The following is a 16,451-nucleotide window of genomic DNA, read 5'->3' as shown; positions in this document are numbered from 1 at the left end:
CTCGTCGCCGCCGGGTGCGGCGGCCAGATTCAGCCGGGCGAGGAACAGTCTGTGACGACGGCGCCGCCGTCCACGACCACGGCGACGACCACCGCCGCCATGATGACGCCCGCGAGCGGCCGGAGACGTCGCCCCGCGCGGCGGCGTCCCGGTTCGAGGACGCTGATGCGTGGCGGCGGCTGGGCACGGCGGGGCGGCAAGGCTGTGAGCGATCTTATGTTGCCGGCGCAACCGATCCAACTGGCGAAAGGCTCAGTTCGGCCCCGCGAAGTGCGCTCTGACGCTCGATTTCGCGGGTTCGCGGACCTTTTGTCGTGAAACCGTTCCAGTTCTTGCCGACTCCGGCCGATGCTCGGAACGTGGACCAAGTTTCCGAGTATCTCCCGATGTTCCTGGCTGAGGGCCGCGAGCATCTCCAGGAGCTCAACCTCGCGGTCGTGCGCATCGAGGAGACCCCGGATGACCGACAGACGGTCGACGAGATCTTCCGCATCGCGCACTCCCTCAAGGGCATGAGCGCGACCATGGGATTTGCCGGCATGGCGGCGCTCACACACGAGATGGAGGACGTCTTCGAACTCCTCCGTCAGCGTAAGCACGGCCTGCAGCGGGCCGAGATCGACGTCTGCCTGGAGTGCCTCGACGCACTCGAGGCCGCAGTCGACGCGATCGAGACCGGCGGCGCCGAGGAGATCACTCCCGAGCCGCTGATCGAGCGCCTGCGGGCGCTCATCCGCGACGACCACGAGTCACCCGAGGAGAGCGCTCCGCCCAGCGCCCTCGATCCGCCGACCGACCTGAGCGAGATGGCCCAGGGCCGCCGCGTGGTGCAGATCGCCGTGACGCTGCGCGCCGACGTCGACATGCCGTCGGTGCGGGCGTACATGGTGCTCGCCGCTGTGGCCAAGCTGGGGGAGACGCTCGCGTGCGTCCCGTCGCCCGCCGACGTCGACACCTTCGTCGGCCGCGACGTCATCGCGTGGGTCGTGAGCGAGAACACCGACGGTGAGCTGCACTCGGCCGCCGTCGGCGTTCCGGACGTCGCGACGTGCGAGGTCACCGAGGCCGTCGCCGACGCCGCCGTCGACGGGGTCGAGGAGTCCGACGCCGTGGCCGCCAGCGCCGCCACGCCCGCGAGCAAGCCCGACAACACCAACCGTCCGCACCACGGCTCGTCGACCGTCCGCGTCGACGCCGAGCGCCTCGATCAGCTGATGCACGCGATGGGCGAGCTGGTCCTGAACCGCACCCAGGTCGAGGTGCTCGCCACGCAGGCTGATGTCCCGGGCCTGCAGCAGGCGATCCAGGGCCTCACGCGCACCTCACACGCCCTCCAGTCGATGGTGATGCAGGTCCGCATGATCCCGGTCGAGGCCGTGCTGCTGCGCTTCCCGCGGCTCGTCCGCGACCTCAGCGTCAAGCTCTCCAAGCAGGTCGAGCTCGAGCTCATCGGCAAGGACACGGAGCTCGACCGCAGCGTCGTCGACTCGCTCGGCGACCCGCTCGTGCACCTGATCCGCAACTCGCTGGACCACGGCCTGGAGCCGCCCGCCGACCGCATCGCCGCGGGCAAGCCGCCGACGGGCACGCTGACGATCGCCGCCCGCCACGCGGGCGGGTCCATCGCCATCACCGTCAAGGACGACGGCCGCGGCATCGACCCCGCCCGGGTCGCCGCGGTGGCCGTCGACCGCGGGCTGATCACCCGCGAGCAGGCGCAGCTGATCGACATGCGCGGCGCGATCGAGCTCCTCTTCGCGCCCGGCTTCTCCACGGCCGCCGAGGTCGGTGCCCTGTCGGGCCGCGGCGTCGGCATGGACGCGGTGCGCGAGAAGATCCGCGAGCTGGGCGGCGAGGTCACGGTGACCTCCGTCCAGGGGGAGGGCACGGTCAACGAGATCCGCCTCCCGCTGACGCTGGCGATCATGTCCGCCCTGCTCGTCGAGGCGGGCGCCCGCCCGTTCGGCATCCCGCTGCAGCGGGTCGAGCGCACGATGCGCCTCGACGACCACCCCGTCCGCTCGGTCGCCGGGCGCAAGATGCTCGTCCTCAAGGACGAGGCCCTGCCGCTGCGCCGCGCGGTCGACGTGTTCGGCGCCGCCGCCGGCACCGCGGCCGACGCCGAGGCGCCCGACACACACGTCGTCATCGTCCGCGGCGTCGAGGGCTCGATCGCCCTCTCGGTCTCCAAGCTCATCGGCCAGCGTGAGCTGGTCACCCGCCCGCTGCCTCCGAACGTCGCCCAGAAGGCGGCGGTCTCGGGTGCCGCGGTGCTCTCCAACGGCGACATCGTCCTGCTCGCCGACTGCGACGCCCTGACCCTGAACACCCATCCGGCGCTGTCTGCGGGTGAGCGTCCCACGCTCGCCGCCGCCGTCTGAACCGTAGGAAGCCATGAACGCCTTCACCGACATGCAGCTCGACGCGCTGCGCGAGCTCGCCAACATCGGATCCGGCAACGCCGGCACCGCGCTGGGCTCGATGCTCGGCAAGACCGTCGACATCTCCGTCCCGACCGCCGCGGTCATGCCGCTGGCCGACGCCGTCGCGGTCGCCGGGCGGCCCGACGAGCTGCGCCACGGCGTCGTCGTGCCGGTCGCCGGCGAGATGGAGGCGGTCGTCGTCCTGCTGTTCCCCGACCCCGACGCCCGCACCCTGTGCGGCATCTACGGCATCGAGCCGTCGACGCCCGACGGCAAGTCGATGCTCGGCGAGGTCGGCAACATCCTCGGCACCAGCTACATCAACGTGCTCGCCCAAATGGTCGGCATGGAGCTCGAGCCGCGCCCGCCGCAGGTCGTCGAGGACATGCTCGGCGCCATCCTGGAGTCGGTGCTGCTGGGCCGCGGCGAGGACGTCGACCAGGCGCTCATCCTCGACTCCGACCTGATGGTCGAGGACGAGGAGTGCTCGCTCTCCTTCCTGCTGCTGCCCAACCACGGCGGGATCAAGCTGCTGCTGGAGAAGCTGGGCCTCTGACCATGGAGACCGTCGTCCGCATGGGCGAGGCCTCTGCCTCCAACACGCCCGCCGACGTGCTGGCGTGCATCGGCCTGGGCTCCTGCATCGGGCTGGCCCTCGTGGACCGCTCCAAGGGCGTGGCCGCGCTGGCCCACGTCATGCTGCCCGAGTCGGCGCAGCCCGATCCGCCGCAGCCCCACAAGTTCGCCGACCTCGCCGTCCCGGCGCTGGTCGACCTCGCGCTGGCGCACGGCGCCGCGAGCCGGCGCCTCGAAGCCGCCGTCGCGGGCGGCGCCGCCATGTTCCAGCTCGGCGGCAGCGGGCAGGACATCGGCGCGCGCAACGCGCACGCCGTCGCGCGCCTGCTCGACGCCGCCGGCATCCCCGTCCGCGCGACCGCCACGGGCGGGAGCACCGGCCGCACCCTGCGCATCCACGTCGGCAGCGACATCGCGATCACCGTCCGCGAGGCCGGAGGTCGCGAGGAGCAGCTGCTCGGCGACACCACGCACACCGGAAGGCTCGTGATCGCATGAGGTCGAACGTTGCCGTCGCCGTTGGTACGTCATGCCTGAGGCACGTTCGATGAGGTCGAACGTTGCCGTCGCCGTTGGTACGTCATGCCTGAGGCACGTTCGATGAGCGGTTTCCTCGACGCAAACGAGATCGAGAAGCTCTTCGCCCGCGCCAGCGAGGGCAACATGCCGGTCGAGTCCGAGGAGCGCCAGGGCCGCCGTGCCCGCTGGCTGCGCACCGTCGACTTCACGCGGCCGACGAAGTTCTCGACCGACCAGGAGCGGCGGATCCGCCGTGCCATGGACACGTTCACGGAGCGCGCCGCGACCCGGCTGGTCGCCGAGCACCGCACGTCGATCGAGCTCGAGGTGATCGACGTCGGGCAGTTCACGTGGGCCAACGCGTTCGCCCAGGTCCCCGACCACTCGGTCCACATCCAGATCGACACGGCGCCGCACGAGGCCCGGATGCTGCTCAGCGCCGAGCTGCCCGTCGTCCTCGTGGCGCTCGAGCGCATGCTCGGCGGGCGCCCCGAGACCGCGTCGCGCGACCGCGAGCTGACCGACATCGACCTCATGGTCGTCCAGCGCCTCTTCGGCACCATCGTCGAGACGCTCTCCGCGGTCTGGTTCGACGTCGCGGAGATGACGCTGGGCATCGCCACCGTCGACACGCAGTCAGAGACCGTCCAGGTCGCCGCGGGCTCCGAGCCGACGCTCGCCCTCACGCTCGAGGCGCGCCTCGACGGCCTGTCCTCGACGATGACGCTGCTCGTGCCCTACGCGGCCATCGCGCCCGTCGCCTCCGCGTTCTCGCGCCACGACGATGCCGAGACGACGCGCGACGCGCGCGTGGCCGCCGCGGTCAACCACGGCCTCAGCATGGTCGACGTCTCGCTGCGCGCCGAGGTGGCCGACTGCCACCTCACGCTGGCTGAGGTCCTGGCGCTCGCGCCGGGCGACGTCGTGCGCCTCGACGCCGAGGCCGACGCCGAGGTCACGCTCTTCGCCGACCGCACGCCGGTCCAGCGGGCCCGCGGTGGTCGGAGTGGGAACCGCCGCGCGGTGCAGATCGTCGCGCCGGTGCAGATCGAGCCGTGATGGCCGACAACCGGGACATGAGCAATCCGTCCACGGGGATGGAGCGATGAACGCCGAGCAGGCGCTGCTCCGCCTCGGGTCGTCGACCTCCGAGGCGGTGCAGGGCGTCCTGGCGATGTTCTCGCCCGACGGCGTGGCTCCCGGCTCGGTCCGGGTCGTCCCGCCGGACGAGTCCCCGTTCGCCGAGGCGATGATGCCGGCGATCGCCGCCGACGTCTCCTACGTCGACGGCGTGACCGGCGGCAACGTGCTGGTCATCGGCATCGAGGGCGCGCGCCGCATGGCCGCGGCCATGATGGGCATGGATCCCAACGCCGTCGAGGCCGGAGGCGACCTCTCCGAGCTCGAGTTCTCCGCCGTCGGCGAGGCGATGAACCAGATGATGTCGGCGGCCGCGATGGCCACCAGCAAGGTGCTCGACGAAGAGGTCGAGATCGCGCCGCCCGACGTCCGCCAGATCGCCTCCGTGCAGGAGGGCGGCGCCGCCTGGGAGCACCCGGGCCACGCCACGGCCGTCACCTTCACCTTCTGCGGCGCGCCGTGCCTGCTCGTCCAGCTCGTGCCCAACGCGTTCATCGTGCGGATGACGCGCGCGCTGGACGAGATGACCGAGTCGCACGACGACACGCCGCTGGGCGATGCGCTGCGCGACGTGACGATCCGCGTGTGGGCCGAGCTCGGCCGCACCCGGATGTCCTCCGGGCGCGTCGTGTCCCTGCCGGGCGGCGCCGTGGTCGAGCTCGACCGCGAGGTCGACGCCCCGATCGACCTCTACGCGGACGGCATGCGGTTCGCCACCGGGCGCCTCCTCGTCACCGAGGACGGCGGCCTGGCCGTGCGCATCGAGCAGGTGCTCGGCACGTCGTCCCCCGCTTCCCCTTCCCCTGACCCGACTCCCACGGAGGTTGCAGTCTGATGGCTCGCGTGCTCGTCGTAGATGACGCCGCGTTCATGCGCAAGATGGTCGGCGACGCCCTGAGCGGCGGTGGCCACGAGATCGTCGGCGAGGCCGCCAACGGTGCCGAGGCGGTGCAGCGCTTCCACGAGCTGCGCCCCGACGTCATGACGCTGGACATCACCATGCCCGAGAAGGACGGCCTCACCGCCCTGCGGGAGATCATCGCCGTCGACCCGGGCGCGAAGGTGATCATGTGCTCGGCGCTGGGTCAGGAGTCCAAGGTGCTCGAGTCGATCAAGCTCGGCGCGAAGGACTTCGTCGTCAAGCCGTTCCAGGCCGATCGTGTCCTGTCTGCGATCGAGAAGGCGCTGGGCTAGGGACCCAGCGCTTCGCTCGTCCGGCGCGCGACCAGGAGGTCAAACGGGGCTTCGGTGCCCCTGAAGATCGCGCGCGCACAGCCGACTTACGAGAGAGACCATGAAGGCCGCTTCCGCCATCGGCATCGTCATCGCCCTGCTCGCCATCGTGGGCGCGGGGATCATGGAGGGGGTCGCCCCTCCGGCGCTGCTGAACGTCAACTCCCTGATCATCGTGTGTGGCGGCACGGCCGGCGCGATCTTCGCCGGCGTGGGCATGAAGCGCTTCATGTTGGTGCCCAAGCTGTACGTCAAGGCCTTCACCACGGCCCCGCCGGAGCTCGGCGAGCGCGTCAAGGCGCTCGTCATGTTCGCCGAGCGGGCCCGCAAGGACGGCCTGCTGGCGCTCGAGGAGGAGATCGAGGCGATCGAGGACCCCTTCATGCGCAAGGGCATGCAGCTGGTGGTCGACGGCACCGACCCCGACCTCCTGCGCGAGATCCTGGACGCCGAGATCGACAGCATGGCCGCGCGCCACAGGCAGGGCTACACGGTCTTCGAGAAGGCCGGCGGCCTGGCGCCGACCATCGGGGTGCTCGGCACCGTCGTGTCGCTCATCCACGTGCTCGGCAACCTGAGCGCCCCCGAGACGCTCGGGCCGGCGATCTCCGGTGCGTTCATCGCGACGCTCTACGGCGTCGGCTCGGCGAACGTGATCTACCTGCCCGTCTGCTACACGCTCCAGATGCTGAGCGGCCAGGAGGTCGACGAGCGCACGCTGATCGTCGAGGGCATCCTCGCGATCCAGGCCGGCGACAACCCGCGCATGGTCCAGCAGAAGCTGCTCAGCTACCTGGCGCCCGAGGACCGCGAAGCGGTCGAGAACCCCGGCAAGTCTCCCGAGCTCAAGGCCGTCCCCGAGCCTGAAGCGGCCGAGGCGGCCTAGGTCTCCGCGATGGCCGGCCACGGCAAGAAGAAGACCCGCGAGCAGCACCCCGAGCACGTCGACGAGCGCTGGCTGCTCACCTACTCCGACCTGATCACGCTGCTGATGGCGCTGTTCATGGTGCTGTTCTCGATCTCCTCGGTCAACACGTCGAAGTTCGAGGGCCTGCAGCACTCGCTCCAGGAGGCGTTCTCCGGGAAGGTCATGACCGGCGGCAAGTCGATCCTCGAGTCCGGCGGCGCCTCCGAGGTCGTCACCCCGTCCTCGGCTCCGCCGATGACCAACCTGCAGCCCTACGTGGGGGCCAACCCCAAGGAGTCGACCAAGGCGGACGCGGCCAAGGCGGCTGCCGCGAAGGCGGCCGAGGAGGACCAGTTCCGCAAGCTCAAGCAGAAGCTGGACAGCGCCGCGGCCGCCAAGGGGCTGTCGACCAAGGTCAAGACGACCATCACCGACGAGGGCCTGCTGATCCGGCTGCTCACCGACGACCTGCTGTTCGACAGCGGCTCGGCCACGGTGCGCCCGGGCTCGCTGCCGCTGCTCAAGCAGGTCGCGGCGCTGCTCGGCACGCAGTCCGGCCACCAGTTCCTGGTCTCCGGCAACACCGACTCGCAGCCGATCCACAGCGGCGCGTTCCCCGACAACCTCGCGCTGTCGGGCGCGCGCGCCGAGTCGATCGTCCGCACGTTCCAGGCCGACGGCCTCTCGCCCGGCCGCATGTCGGCGATGGCGCGCGGCCAGTACCGGCCGATCACCTCCAACCGGACCGCGGCGGGGCGCAGCCTCAACCGCCGCGTGGAGATCCTCGTGCCCCGCGTGGCCACCGCCACGGCCGCGCAGGCCCCCGCCGACCCCGTCTCCATCCCCTCGATCAAGCCCGACTTCGCGAAGACCCCATGATGGCCAAGCTCAAGTTCGTCCTGCCCGTCCTGCTGGTGGTGCTCGGAGGGGTCTACAAGTTCGTCCTCGCCAAGCCGGCGCCGGTGCACAAGCCCAAGATCGCCGGTGAGGTGTACATCCTGCAGAAGGACTTCCTCATCAACCTCAAGGGCGGCCGCTTCGCCAAGCTCAACGCGGCGCTGGTCCTCAAGGAGGGCTACGCCGTCGCCGGCGCGGCCGGCCACGGCGCGGCGCCGGCCGCGCCGCCCGACGGCTACGGCGCCATGCCGCAGGAGGCGGTGGTCCGCTCGATCGTCACCGACACGCTCACCGACGCCACGGCGGAGAAGCTCCAGCGCGAGAAGTCGCGGCAGAAGATCCAGAAGGCGATCCTCAAGCGGATCACCACCGAGACCGACGTAGAAGCCGAGAACGTCCTGTTCACGGACGTGGCGATCCAGTAGGCCGACAGGAGATTCTTGCGATGAACGACGTCGAATTCACCCACCTTCCCGACGATGCGGGCGCCGGCGCCGGCCACGTGCCGGACGCCGACCTCACGCGCCTCACGGCCGTCACGGTCGAGCTGACCGTGGAGGTCGGCCGCACCCACATGTCGCTGGGCGAGACCATGAGCCTGGGCCAGGGCTCGGTCGTCACGCTGGACCGCCTCGCCGACAAGCCCGTCGACCTGCTCGTCAACGGCCGGCCGATCGCCCGCGGCGAGGTCGTCGTCATCGACGAGCAGTTCGGCCTGCGCATCACCGAGGTCATGGGCGCCGAGCGCAGCACCGCCGCCGCGCCGGTCGCCTTCACGCCGGAGGCCATCCCCGGCGACCCGGCCGCGCTGGACCACGCGGCGTAGCGCGCGAGGCAGACGTTCGGGTCCGGACCGCTCGTACCGTCGTCCAGACTCGTCCCTCAAGTCCCCCGGCCGTGCGCCGATCTAAGGGACTGGCTGGTCGCCCCTCCCGACCTACCGAGTCCCTCCACAGTGAAGCCACATCGTGCCCTCACGGCCGCTCTCGCGGTCGCACCCCTCTGCGTCCTCCTGGCGCCGGCCACCGTGCTGGCCGCCGCGAAGGACCCCTACGGCGAGAACCAGGCGCTGAACCTGCCTGCCGACTCCGCCGCGCACACCGCCAACGTCGGCGGCAGCGGGAGCGGATCGCTCGCCCGCACCTTCATCGGCCTGGCCGTCGTGGTCGCCGTCATCTACGGCCTCACCTGGGTCCTGCGCCAGATGAAGAAGTCGTCGGCCGAGGACGCCCGTGCCATGGGCTTCGGCCTGAGCACCGAGGCCAGCATGCCGCTCGGCCCCGGCCGCTCGGTGCACCTCATCCGCGCCGGCCGCGAGCTCGTCCTCGTCGGCAGCGCCGAGCACGGGATCGTCCCGATCCGGACCTACACCGAGGACGAGGCGCACGCGCTCGGCCTCCTGGCGCAGCCCGGCGACGACGTCGACGCGCCGGCGCCGCGCGGCACCGGCCCGGCCGACCGCGTCAAGTACGCGCTGGTCGACGTCGTCGACAAGCTCCGCGACCGGACCGCGCGATGATCCTCGCGCAGGCCGCCCAGAACGGCCTCAGCCAGGACGGCAGCAACGCCGTCCAGCTGCTCGTGCTCGTCGGCGCCGTGACGCTGATCCCGGCGCTGCTGTTCTGCGTCACCGGCTTCACGCGCATCCTCGTCGTGCTCGGCTTCATCCGCACGGGCCTGGGCACGCCGACCGCGCCGCCGAACCAGGTCCTCGTCGGCATCGCGCTGTTCCTCACCATCTTCGTGATGGCGCCGACGTTCACCAAGGTCAAGACGGACGCCATCGACCCGCTGTCCAAGAACGAGATCTCGCAGGCCGAGGCGTTCAAGCGCGGGCAGCTGCCGCTGCGCGAGTTCATGTTCCGCCAGACGCGGACCAAGGACCTGGCGCTGTTCGTGAAGCTCTCCAAGCTCGAGCGCCCCAAGACGCGTGCCGACGTCCCGACCTACGTCCTGATCCCGGCGTTCATCATCTCCGAGCTCAAGACGGCGTTCCAGATCGGGTTCCTGATCTTCCTGCCGTTCCTCGTCATCGACCTGGTGGTCAGCTCCACCCTCATGTCCATGGGGATGATGATGCTGCCTCCGGTCTTCATCTCCCTCCCGTTCAAGATCCTGCTCTTCGTCCTCGTCGACGGCTGGGATCTCGTCACCCGATCGCTCGTGGAGTCCTTTCACTGATGAACCAGGACGTCGTCATCTCCCTCGCGACCCAGGCCATGAGCCTGGCGCTGAAGATCTCCCTGCCGCTGCTCGGCGTGGGGCTGCTGGTCGGCGTGGTCATCTCGATCATCCAGGCCGTCACGCAGATCCAGGAGCAGACCCTGGCCTTCATCCCCAAGGTGCTGGCCATGGCGGCCGTCCTGGTGATCGGCGGCCCGTGGATGCTCAACCAGCTGCTCTCCTACACGTCCGAGCTCTGGCTGTCGATCCCGAGCATGGTCGGGTAGGTGGGACCGCAGCTCCAAAGCTCGGCGCAGCAGCTGATCTCCGAGTTCGGGGAGCAGCGGGTCCTCGCCTTCTTCCTCGTCCTCGCGCGCATCTCGCCGCTGTTCATCCTGGCGCCGCTGTTCTCGAGCAAGCTCGTGCCGATGCGCGTGCGCGGGATCTGCGCGGTCGGCCTGGCCATCGGGCTGTCGCCCGTCGTGACCGCCGGGCACGCGGCGCTGCCCACCGACGTGATGGGCATCGGCTCGCTGATCGTCAAGGAGCTGCTCATCGGCTCGGCGTTCTCCTACGCCCTGGCCGCGACGTTCGCCGCGCTCGCCGTGGCCGGCTCGCTGCTGGACACCACGATCGGCTTCTCCTACGGCGGGCTGGTCGATCCGGTCAACGGCAACCAGTCCGCGGTCCTGAGCACGGCCTACTCGATGATCGGGTTGATGGTGTTCATCGCCATCGGCGGCGAGGCGTGGGTCATCCAGGGGATGGCGCGCACCTACGACATCGTCGGCCTGCTGGACTACCCGTCGCTCGGCCACCTCGTCGCCGGCACCGGTGCCGCGTTCGTGCAGATCTTCGCCAGCGCGATCGAGGTCGCGGGCCCGGTCCTCCTCTCGCTGATCCTCACCGATGCGGCCTTCGGCGTGCTCACGCGCGTCGTGCCGCAGCTCAACGTCTTCCAGGTCGGCCTGCCGGCCAAGGTCGTCATCGGCCTGGTGCTGATCGGCGCGACGATGCCGTTCGTCGCCGGCTGGATCGCCGATCAGCTGCAGGCCGACGTCGGCGCGGCGCTCCAGACCCTGCGGGTGGCGTGAGCCATGTCGCAGTCCGACAAGACCGAGAAGGCCACACCCAAGAAGAAGGAGGAGGCGCGCGCGAAGGGCCAGGTCGCCCGGTCGACCGACCTCAACGGCGCGGTCATCCTGCTGGCCGGCCTCTTCACGCTCGGCCTGACCGGCTCCACGATCGCCCAGCGCCTCGGCGACGCCCTGCACGACGCGCTGGCCGCCGGCGCCGGGCGCGACCCGGTCACGGTCGACTCCGTCGGCCAGCTCATGTTGAGCTCGGGCAACACCGCGGTCGCGTGCCTGGCGCCCGTCGTCGCGGTGTGCGCCGCGGCGGCGATCGTCGTCAACGTCGCCCAGGTCGGCATCAAGACGAAGAACAAGGCGCTCAAGCCCGACGTCAAGCGTCTGAACCCGGTGCCCGGCATCAAGCGCATCGTCGGCAAGGAGGGGCTGGTCGAGCTCGTCAAGAATCTCGCCAAGATCGGCGTCGTCGGCTACGTCGTGCTCAGCGCGCTGATCCCCCACATCACCGACTACGCGGCGATGGTCGGGATGTCGCCGCTGCAGTTCGGCGGCTCGATCGCCGTGCTCGTCAAGAGCATCGCCATGCGCGCGGCGTTCGCCTACCTCTTCATCGGCGTCATCGACCTCTTCTACCAGCGCCACAAGATGGAGAAGTCGCTGCGGATGGAGAAGCAGGAGGTCAAGGACGAGTCCAAGGGCCAGGACCTCCCGGCCGAGGTCAAGAGCGCCATTCGCCAGCGCCAGCGCGAGGCCGCGCGGGCGCGCATGATGGCCGACGTCCCCACCGCGGACGTCATCGTCACCAACCCCACCCACTTCTCCGTCGCGCTGAAGTACGACGGCGTGTCGGCCGCCCCGATCGTCGTCGCCAAGGGGCAGGACCTCATCGCGCTGCGCATCCGCGAGCTGGGCGCCGACGCCGGCGTGCCGATCGTGCCCGACCCGCCGCTGGCGCGCTCGCTGCACGGCTCGGTCGAGGTCGGCCAGCAGATCCCCGAAGAGCTCTTCGAGGCCGTGGCGCAGATCCTGGCCTACGTCTACCGCGTCGCCGGCCGTCGCCGGCTGGCCGCCTAGGAACCCCCTCCGATGAACGTGTTCGCCAAGCTGGGCAAGTACACCGACCTGATCGCCGCCGGCGTGGTGGTCCTGGTCGTGGTGATGTTGATCATCCCGCTGCCGCCGATGTTGCTGGACCTGTTGATCACCCTCAACATCTCCTGCGCGCTCGCGATCGTCGTCACCACCCTGTACGTCAAGAAGGCGCTGGACTTCTCCGTCTTCCCGGCGCTGCTGCTGATCACCACGCTGTTCCGCCTGGCGATCAACGTCAGCGTCACGCGCCTGATCCTGCTGCACGGCGACGCCGGCCACGTCGTCGAGGCCTTCGGGCACTTCGTCGTCGGCGGCAACGTGGTCGTCGGCCTGGTCGTCTTCCTCATCCTGGTGGTCATCCAGTTCGTCGTGGTGACCAACGGCGCCGGCCGCGTCGCCGAGGTCGGCGCGCGGTTCACGCTCGACGCCATGCCGGGCAAGCAGATGGCGATCGACGCCGACCTCAACGCCGGGCAGATCACCGAGGAGGAGGCGCGCCGGCGCCGGTCGGAGATCTCGGAGGAGGCCGACTTCTACGGCGCGATGGACGGCGCCTCGAAGTTCGTCAAGGGCGACGCCATGGCCGCCGTGCTGATCACGGCGATCAACCTCATCGGCGGCATCGTCGTCGGCGTGCTGATGCAGCACCGCCCGTTCGGCGAGGCCGTCTCGCACTTCTCCCTGCTGTCGGTCGGCGACGGCCTCGCCGCGCAGATCCCGGCGCTGCTGATCTCGGTCGCCACGGGCATCATCGTCACCCGCGCGGCGAGCAGCGAGGACCTCGGCACGCAGGTCGTCAGCCAGATCGGCGCCCAGCGCCGCGCGCCGATGGTCGCCGGCGCCGTGATCGCCTGCTTCGCGCTCATCCCGGGCCTGCCCAAGATCCCGTTCCTGATCATCGGCGCGGCGTTCTTCTTCGGCGGCCGCGCGATGGCCAAGGCCGCCGACGCCACCGCGGCCGTGGAGGCCAGCGAGGCCGCCGCCGCCCTGGCGCTGCCCGCCGTGCCCACCTCGCCGCGCGACCAGGTGCAGGACGCGCTGAGCCTCGACCCGCTCGAGCTGTGCATCGGCTTCGGCCTGGTGCCGCTCGTGGACGGCTCGTCGGGCGGCTCGCTGCTGCAGCGCGTCAGCGCCGTGCGCCGCCAGATCGCGGCCGAGGTCGGCACGATCATCCCGTCGGTCCGCATCCACGACGAGGTCGGGCTCCAGAGCCACGAGTACGTCGTCAAGGTCCGCGGCACCGAGGTGGCGCGCGGCACGATCATGGCCGGTCACCAGCTCGCGCTGGACCCGGGCGACGCGGTGGGCCAGCTCGACGGCATCCCGACGCAGGACCCCGCCTACGGCATGGCCGCGGTGTGGATCACCGACGCCGGCCGTGCCGAGGCCGAGGCGCTCGGGTACACGGTCGTGGACGCCGAGAGCGTCGTCGTCACGCACCTGACCGAGACGATCCGCAAGCACACCGCCGACCTGCTGACCCGCCAGGACGTGCGCACCCTGCTCGACAACCTCAAGGAGCACAACGCCGCCGTGGTCGACGAGGTCGTCCCCGACCTGCTCTCCGTCGGCGAGCTGCAACGCGTCTTGCAAGGGCTCCTGCGCGAGGGCGTGTCGATCCGCGACCTCGGCGCCGTCGTCGAGGCGGCGGGCGACCGCGCCCGCGTCACGCGCGATCCGGAGCTGCTGGCCGAGTACGCGCGCCAGGCGCTGGGCCGCACGATCGTCTCCCCGTACCTCGACGCCGAGCGCACGCTGCGGGCCATCACGCTGGATCCGCACCTCGAGCAGGAGGTGTCGGACGCGATCGCCCAGACGCCCGACGGGGAGTACCTCGCGATGGATCCGTCCCGCGCGCAGGCATTGGTGGCCTCGTTGTCGAACCATGTCGAGCAGGCCGTGACGCGCGGCCGGCGGCCGGTGCTGATCTGCTCCTCTCGCGTCCGGCGGCATCTTCGCCGGCTCTGCGAGCAGGCGCTGCCCCAGCTCTCGGTGTGCGCTTACAACGAGATCGCACCCGGGATCGGCGTGGAGACGATCGGAGTGGTGACCGCCTGATGACCCCGCAAGACGACTCGGAGACCTTCACCTACCGCGGGCGCTCGCTCGAGGAGCTCGTGCCGCGCATCCGCCAGGATCTCGGCGACGACGCCGTGATCGTGTCGCGGCGCGAGACCACGTCCGGCGGCGTGGGCGGGTTCTTCGCCAAGCGCGAGGTCGAGGTCGAGGTCCGGCCCGGCCAGTCGGCGCCGAACGTTGCCGCCGCCTTCGCGCAGCAGCTCGCCCAGGCGCACGAGCGCCAGCAGCAGGCCGGCCAGTCCGGCCAGTCCGGCGGCGCGGACGCGCTGCGTCCGGCGACGTCGCCCGAGGTCGACGCGCTGCCCGGCTCGTCGGACGTGACCGTCGACGACCTGTTCCCGCATCCCGCGCCGTCGCAGTCGCAGGGGCTGGCCGCGCTGTTCAACGCCGGCCTGGCGCCGGCGCCCGACGAGCCCGCCGCCGCGCAGGCCGAGGCGGCGTACGTCTTCGAGGAGGACGAGGTGGGGACTGTCCCCCTCGACGAGGACGAGGGTGACCCCGAGGTGGGGACTGTCCCCCTCCCCGAGGACGAGGGTGACCCCGGCGCTGCGAAGTTGGGGACTGTCCCCCTCGACGAGGACGAGGACGAGGGCGGGATGGTGACTGTCCCCCTCCCCGAGGACGAGGGCCACCCCGAGGTGGGGACTGTCCCCCTCCCCGAGGACGAGGGTGACCCCGGCACTGCGAAGTTGGGGACTGTCCCCGCCGTCGAGGCGCCCCAGGCTGACGAAGTCCCCGCCGTCGAGCAGCCGACCGGCGGCTTCGACTACCTGGGGGGCGGTCCGGTCGAGCCCGAGCCCGAGGCGGCTGCCGAGGTCGCCGAGGCGCCGGTGGCCGAGCCCGACGGCGTCCCCGCGCCCGAGCCGACCCCCGAGCCCGAGCCCGCGCCCGTCGCCGCCGTCGCCGCCGACGCCGCCGCGCCGCAGGCCGGCCTGCCGCCCGCGGCGCGCGAGGCCGCCGACCGGCTCGTCGCCCGCGGCCTGCGGCCCGGCCTGGCGGAGGCCATCGCCGAGGAGGCCATGGCCGGCCTCGCGCCGCTCGTCCTCGGCGCGGATCCCAAGGACCTCGTCATCGACGCCCTCGCGCGGCGCATCCCCATGCACCCGCTGCGTCGCGGCCCCGGCGTGATCGGCTTCGTCGGCCCGGGTGGCGCGGGCAAGACGCGCTGCGTCGCCCGCCTCGCGGCGGCCCACGCCCGGCACGGCGTGCTGCCGGTCGCCGTCGTCGCGCTGCGCTCGCCCGACGGCGGCGCCGAGCTGCGCCGCCTGCTGGCGCCCTACGGCGTCGCGCTGCACGCGGTCGAGAGCGGCGCGGAGGGCGCCGCCCGCATCGCGACGCTGCGCAGCGAGGGCCTCGTCATCGTCGACACGCCGGGCGTCAGCCCGCGGTCGGCGGGCGAGCTGCGCGCGCTGGGCTTCGAGCTCGACTCGCTCGCGCCCGACGAGCTGCACCTGGCGGTGCCCGCGACCATCGGGCCCGACGCCGCGCGCGAGCTGGTCGGCGGCGTGCGCGAGCTCGGCGTCGGCGCGCTCGTGCTGACCCACACCGACGAGACCGAGATGCTCGGGACCGGCATCGGCCTGGCGATCGACTCCGGGCTCCCGCTCTCCTACCTGGCCCGCGGCCAGGCCGTCGAGGCGGGCCTGCGCCCGGCGTCGGCGGCCGAGCTGGCGGCCGACCTGGTGCCATGAACCGGCTGCTGCCGTGCGTCGGCGACGAGCTGCTGCTCGCCGTCCCGCACACCGAGCATGTGCTCGTGCGCGTCGCGTCCGACGGCCCCGGCTTCTTCGACCTCGCGCTGCTCGAGCAGCCGCTCACCCCCCAGCCGCAGCTGGAGCGCAGCGCGCTGATGATCGAGTTCATCAACGACGACGGGATCGCCCGCATGCACGGCCGGCTCGACGTGCCGCAGCACCGCCGCGGTCGCGGCAGCGGCTACGGGCACGAGGACACCGTGCGCTTTGCGCACCGCGGCAGCCCGCAGCTGCTGAAGCGCCGCGAGTTCGTGCGGGCGACCGTCGAGCTGCCGCTCACGGTCGGCGGGGCCGAGGCCGATGAAGAGGGTGTGACCGCACACGCCCAAGCCCTCGATCTGTCCGGTGGCGGCATGCTCGTGCGCGGGCTGCCCAACCCCGTGCTCGGCGACGAGCACGACTTCGCCCTCGAGCTCGCCGACGGCGAGCCGATCCGCGGCCGCGGGCGCGTCGTGCGCATCGTCGGCATCGACCGCGCCGGGCTGCAGTTCACCGACGTCGAGCAGGAGGACCGCGTGCGGCTCATGCACGTCGCCTTCGCGATGTCGCGCGATCAGCGCCGGAGGTTCGGCTAGCC

General features: G+C 71.4%; 18 protein-coding genes. All 18 read left to right on the top strand.

Translation table 11 applies throughout. The features are described from left to right. Positions 1 to 386: 386 nt before the first annotated feature. The 18 genes from VK501_RS04335 to VK501_RS04250 all read left to right on the top strand — a co-directional run bounded on the left by VK501_RS04335 (position 387) and on the right by VK501_RS04250 (position 16,449). The gene (locus tag VK501_RS04335; protein ID WP_324335003.1) at positions 387 to 2,381 is read left to right on the top strand and encodes a chemotaxis protein CheA; all 1,995 of its coding nucleotides are present in this window, start codon (positions 387 to 389) and stop codon (positions 2,379 to 2,381) included. A gap of 13 nt (positions 2,382 to 2,394) precedes the next feature. Further along, positions 2,395 to 2,979, top strand: a complete 585-nt coding sequence (locus VK501_RS04330; protein WP_324335001.1) for a chemotaxis protein CheC — start codon at positions 2,395 to 2,397, stop codon at positions 2,977 to 2,979. 2 nt (positions 2,980 to 2,981) lie between these two features. Beyond that, a complete protein-coding gene (locus tag VK501_RS04325) occupies positions 2,982 to 3,497 on the top strand; it encodes a chemotaxis protein CheD (protein WP_324334999.1) in 516 nt (171 codons plus the stop codon). Positions 3,498 to 3,599: 102 nt separating this feature from the next. After that, on the top strand, positions 3,600 to 4,577 hold the full coding sequence (locus VK501_RS04320) for a flagellar motor switch protein FliM (protein ID WP_324334997.1): 978 nt from the start codon (positions 3,600 to 3,602) through the stop codon (positions 4,575 to 4,577). Positions 4,578 to 4,623: 46 nt separating this feature from the next. After that, complete coding sequence (locus VK501_RS04315; protein ID WP_324334995.1) at positions 4,624 to 5,493, top strand: FliM/FliN family flagellar motor switch protein; 870 nt, start codon at positions 4,624 to 4,626, stop codon at positions 5,491 to 5,493. Continuing rightward, positions 5,493 to 5,852, top strand: a complete 360-nt coding sequence (locus tag VK501_RS04310) for a response regulator (protein WP_349260970.1) — start codon at positions 5,493 to 5,495, stop codon at positions 5,850 to 5,852. The genes VK501_RS04315 and VK501_RS04310 overlap by 1 nt, the downstream gene beginning before the upstream one ends. A gap of 100 nt (positions 5,853 to 5,952) precedes the next feature. After that, positions 5,953 to 6,777 (top strand): flagellar motor protein, encoded by an 825-nt coding sequence (locus VK501_RS04305; protein WP_324334993.1) that lies wholly within the window; start codon positions 5,953 to 5,955, stop codon positions 6,775 to 6,777. A 9-nt stretch (positions 6,778 to 6,786) separates the two neighbouring features. Beyond that, positions 6,787 to 7,677, top strand: coding sequence for a flagellar motor protein MotB (locus VK501_RS04300; protein WP_324334991.1), 891 nt, complete (start codon positions 6,787 to 6,789; stop codon positions 7,675 to 7,677). Beyond that, positions 7,677 to 8,120, top strand: coding sequence for a flagellar basal body-associated FliL family protein (locus VK501_RS04295; protein ID WP_324334989.1), 444 nt, complete (start codon positions 7,677 to 7,679; stop codon positions 8,118 to 8,120). Before VK501_RS04300 ends, VK501_RS04295 begins: the two co-directional genes overlap by 1 nt. A 20-nt stretch (positions 8,121 to 8,140) precedes the next feature. Then, on the top strand, positions 8,141 to 8,521 hold the full coding sequence (gene fliN, locus VK501_RS04290) for a flagellar motor switch protein FliN (protein ID WP_324334987.1): 381 nt from the start codon (positions 8,141 to 8,143) through the stop codon (positions 8,519 to 8,521). A gap of 129 nt (positions 8,522 to 8,650) precedes the next feature. Beyond that, positions 8,651 to 9,214 (top strand): flagellar biosynthetic protein FliO, encoded by a 564-nt coding sequence (locus tag VK501_RS04285; protein ID WP_324334985.1) that lies wholly within the window; start codon positions 8,651 to 8,653, stop codon positions 9,212 to 9,214. Beyond that, a complete protein-coding gene (gene fliP, locus VK501_RS04280) occupies positions 9,211 to 9,876 on the top strand; it encodes a flagellar type III secretion system pore protein FliP (protein WP_324334983.1) in 666 nt (221 codons plus the stop codon). The genes VK501_RS04285 and fliP overlap by 4 nt, the downstream gene beginning before the upstream one ends. Beyond that, a complete protein-coding gene (gene fliQ, locus VK501_RS04275; RefSeq protein WP_324334980.1) occupies positions 9,876 to 10,145 on the top strand; it encodes a flagellar biosynthesis protein FliQ in 270 nt (89 codons plus the stop codon). The genes fliP and fliQ overlap by 1 nt, the downstream gene beginning before the upstream one ends. Further along, positions 10,146 to 10,952: a flagellar biosynthetic protein FliR gene (locus VK501_RS04270; protein ID WP_324334979.1), complete on the top strand. Its 807-nt coding sequence runs from the start codon at positions 10,146 to 10,148 to the stop codon at positions 10,950 to 10,952. A 3-nt stretch (positions 10,953 to 10,955) separates the two neighbouring features. After that, complete coding sequence (gene flhB, locus VK501_RS04265) at positions 10,956 to 12,023, top strand: flagellar biosynthesis protein FlhB (RefSeq protein WP_324334978.1); 1,068 nt, start codon at positions 10,956 to 10,958, stop codon at positions 12,021 to 12,023. A 12-nt stretch (positions 12,024 to 12,035) separates the two neighbouring features. After that, complete coding sequence (flhA, locus tag VK501_RS04260; RefSeq protein ID WP_324334976.1) at positions 12,036 to 14,099, top strand: flagellar biosynthesis protein FlhA; 2,064 nt, start codon at positions 12,036 to 12,038, stop codon at positions 14,097 to 14,099. After that, positions 14,099 to 15,811, top strand: a complete 1,713-nt coding sequence (locus VK501_RS04255; RefSeq protein ID WP_324334974.1) for a hypothetical protein — start codon at positions 14,099 to 14,101, stop codon at positions 15,809 to 15,811. The genes flhA and VK501_RS04255 overlap by 1 nt, the downstream gene beginning before the upstream one ends. Continuing rightward, positions 15,808 to 16,449 carry a PilZ domain-containing protein gene (locus VK501_RS04250; RefSeq protein ID WP_324334972.1) on the top strand — a complete coding sequence of 214 codons (642 nt, stop codon included), beginning with the start codon at positions 15,808 to 15,810 and terminating at the stop codon, positions 16,447 to 16,449. The genes VK501_RS04255 and VK501_RS04250 overlap by 4 nt, the downstream gene beginning before the upstream one ends. The last annotated feature ends 2 nt before the right edge of the window (positions 16,450 to 16,451 follow it).

This window comes from Baekduia sp. (genome assembly GCF_035318805.1).
Taxonomy (GTDB): Bacteria; Actinomycetota; Thermoleophilia; order Solirubrobacterales; family Solirubrobacteraceae; genus Baekduia.
Note: the sequence above shows the minus strand (reverse complement) of the source record. Positions and strands in the feature narration are given on the sequence as shown.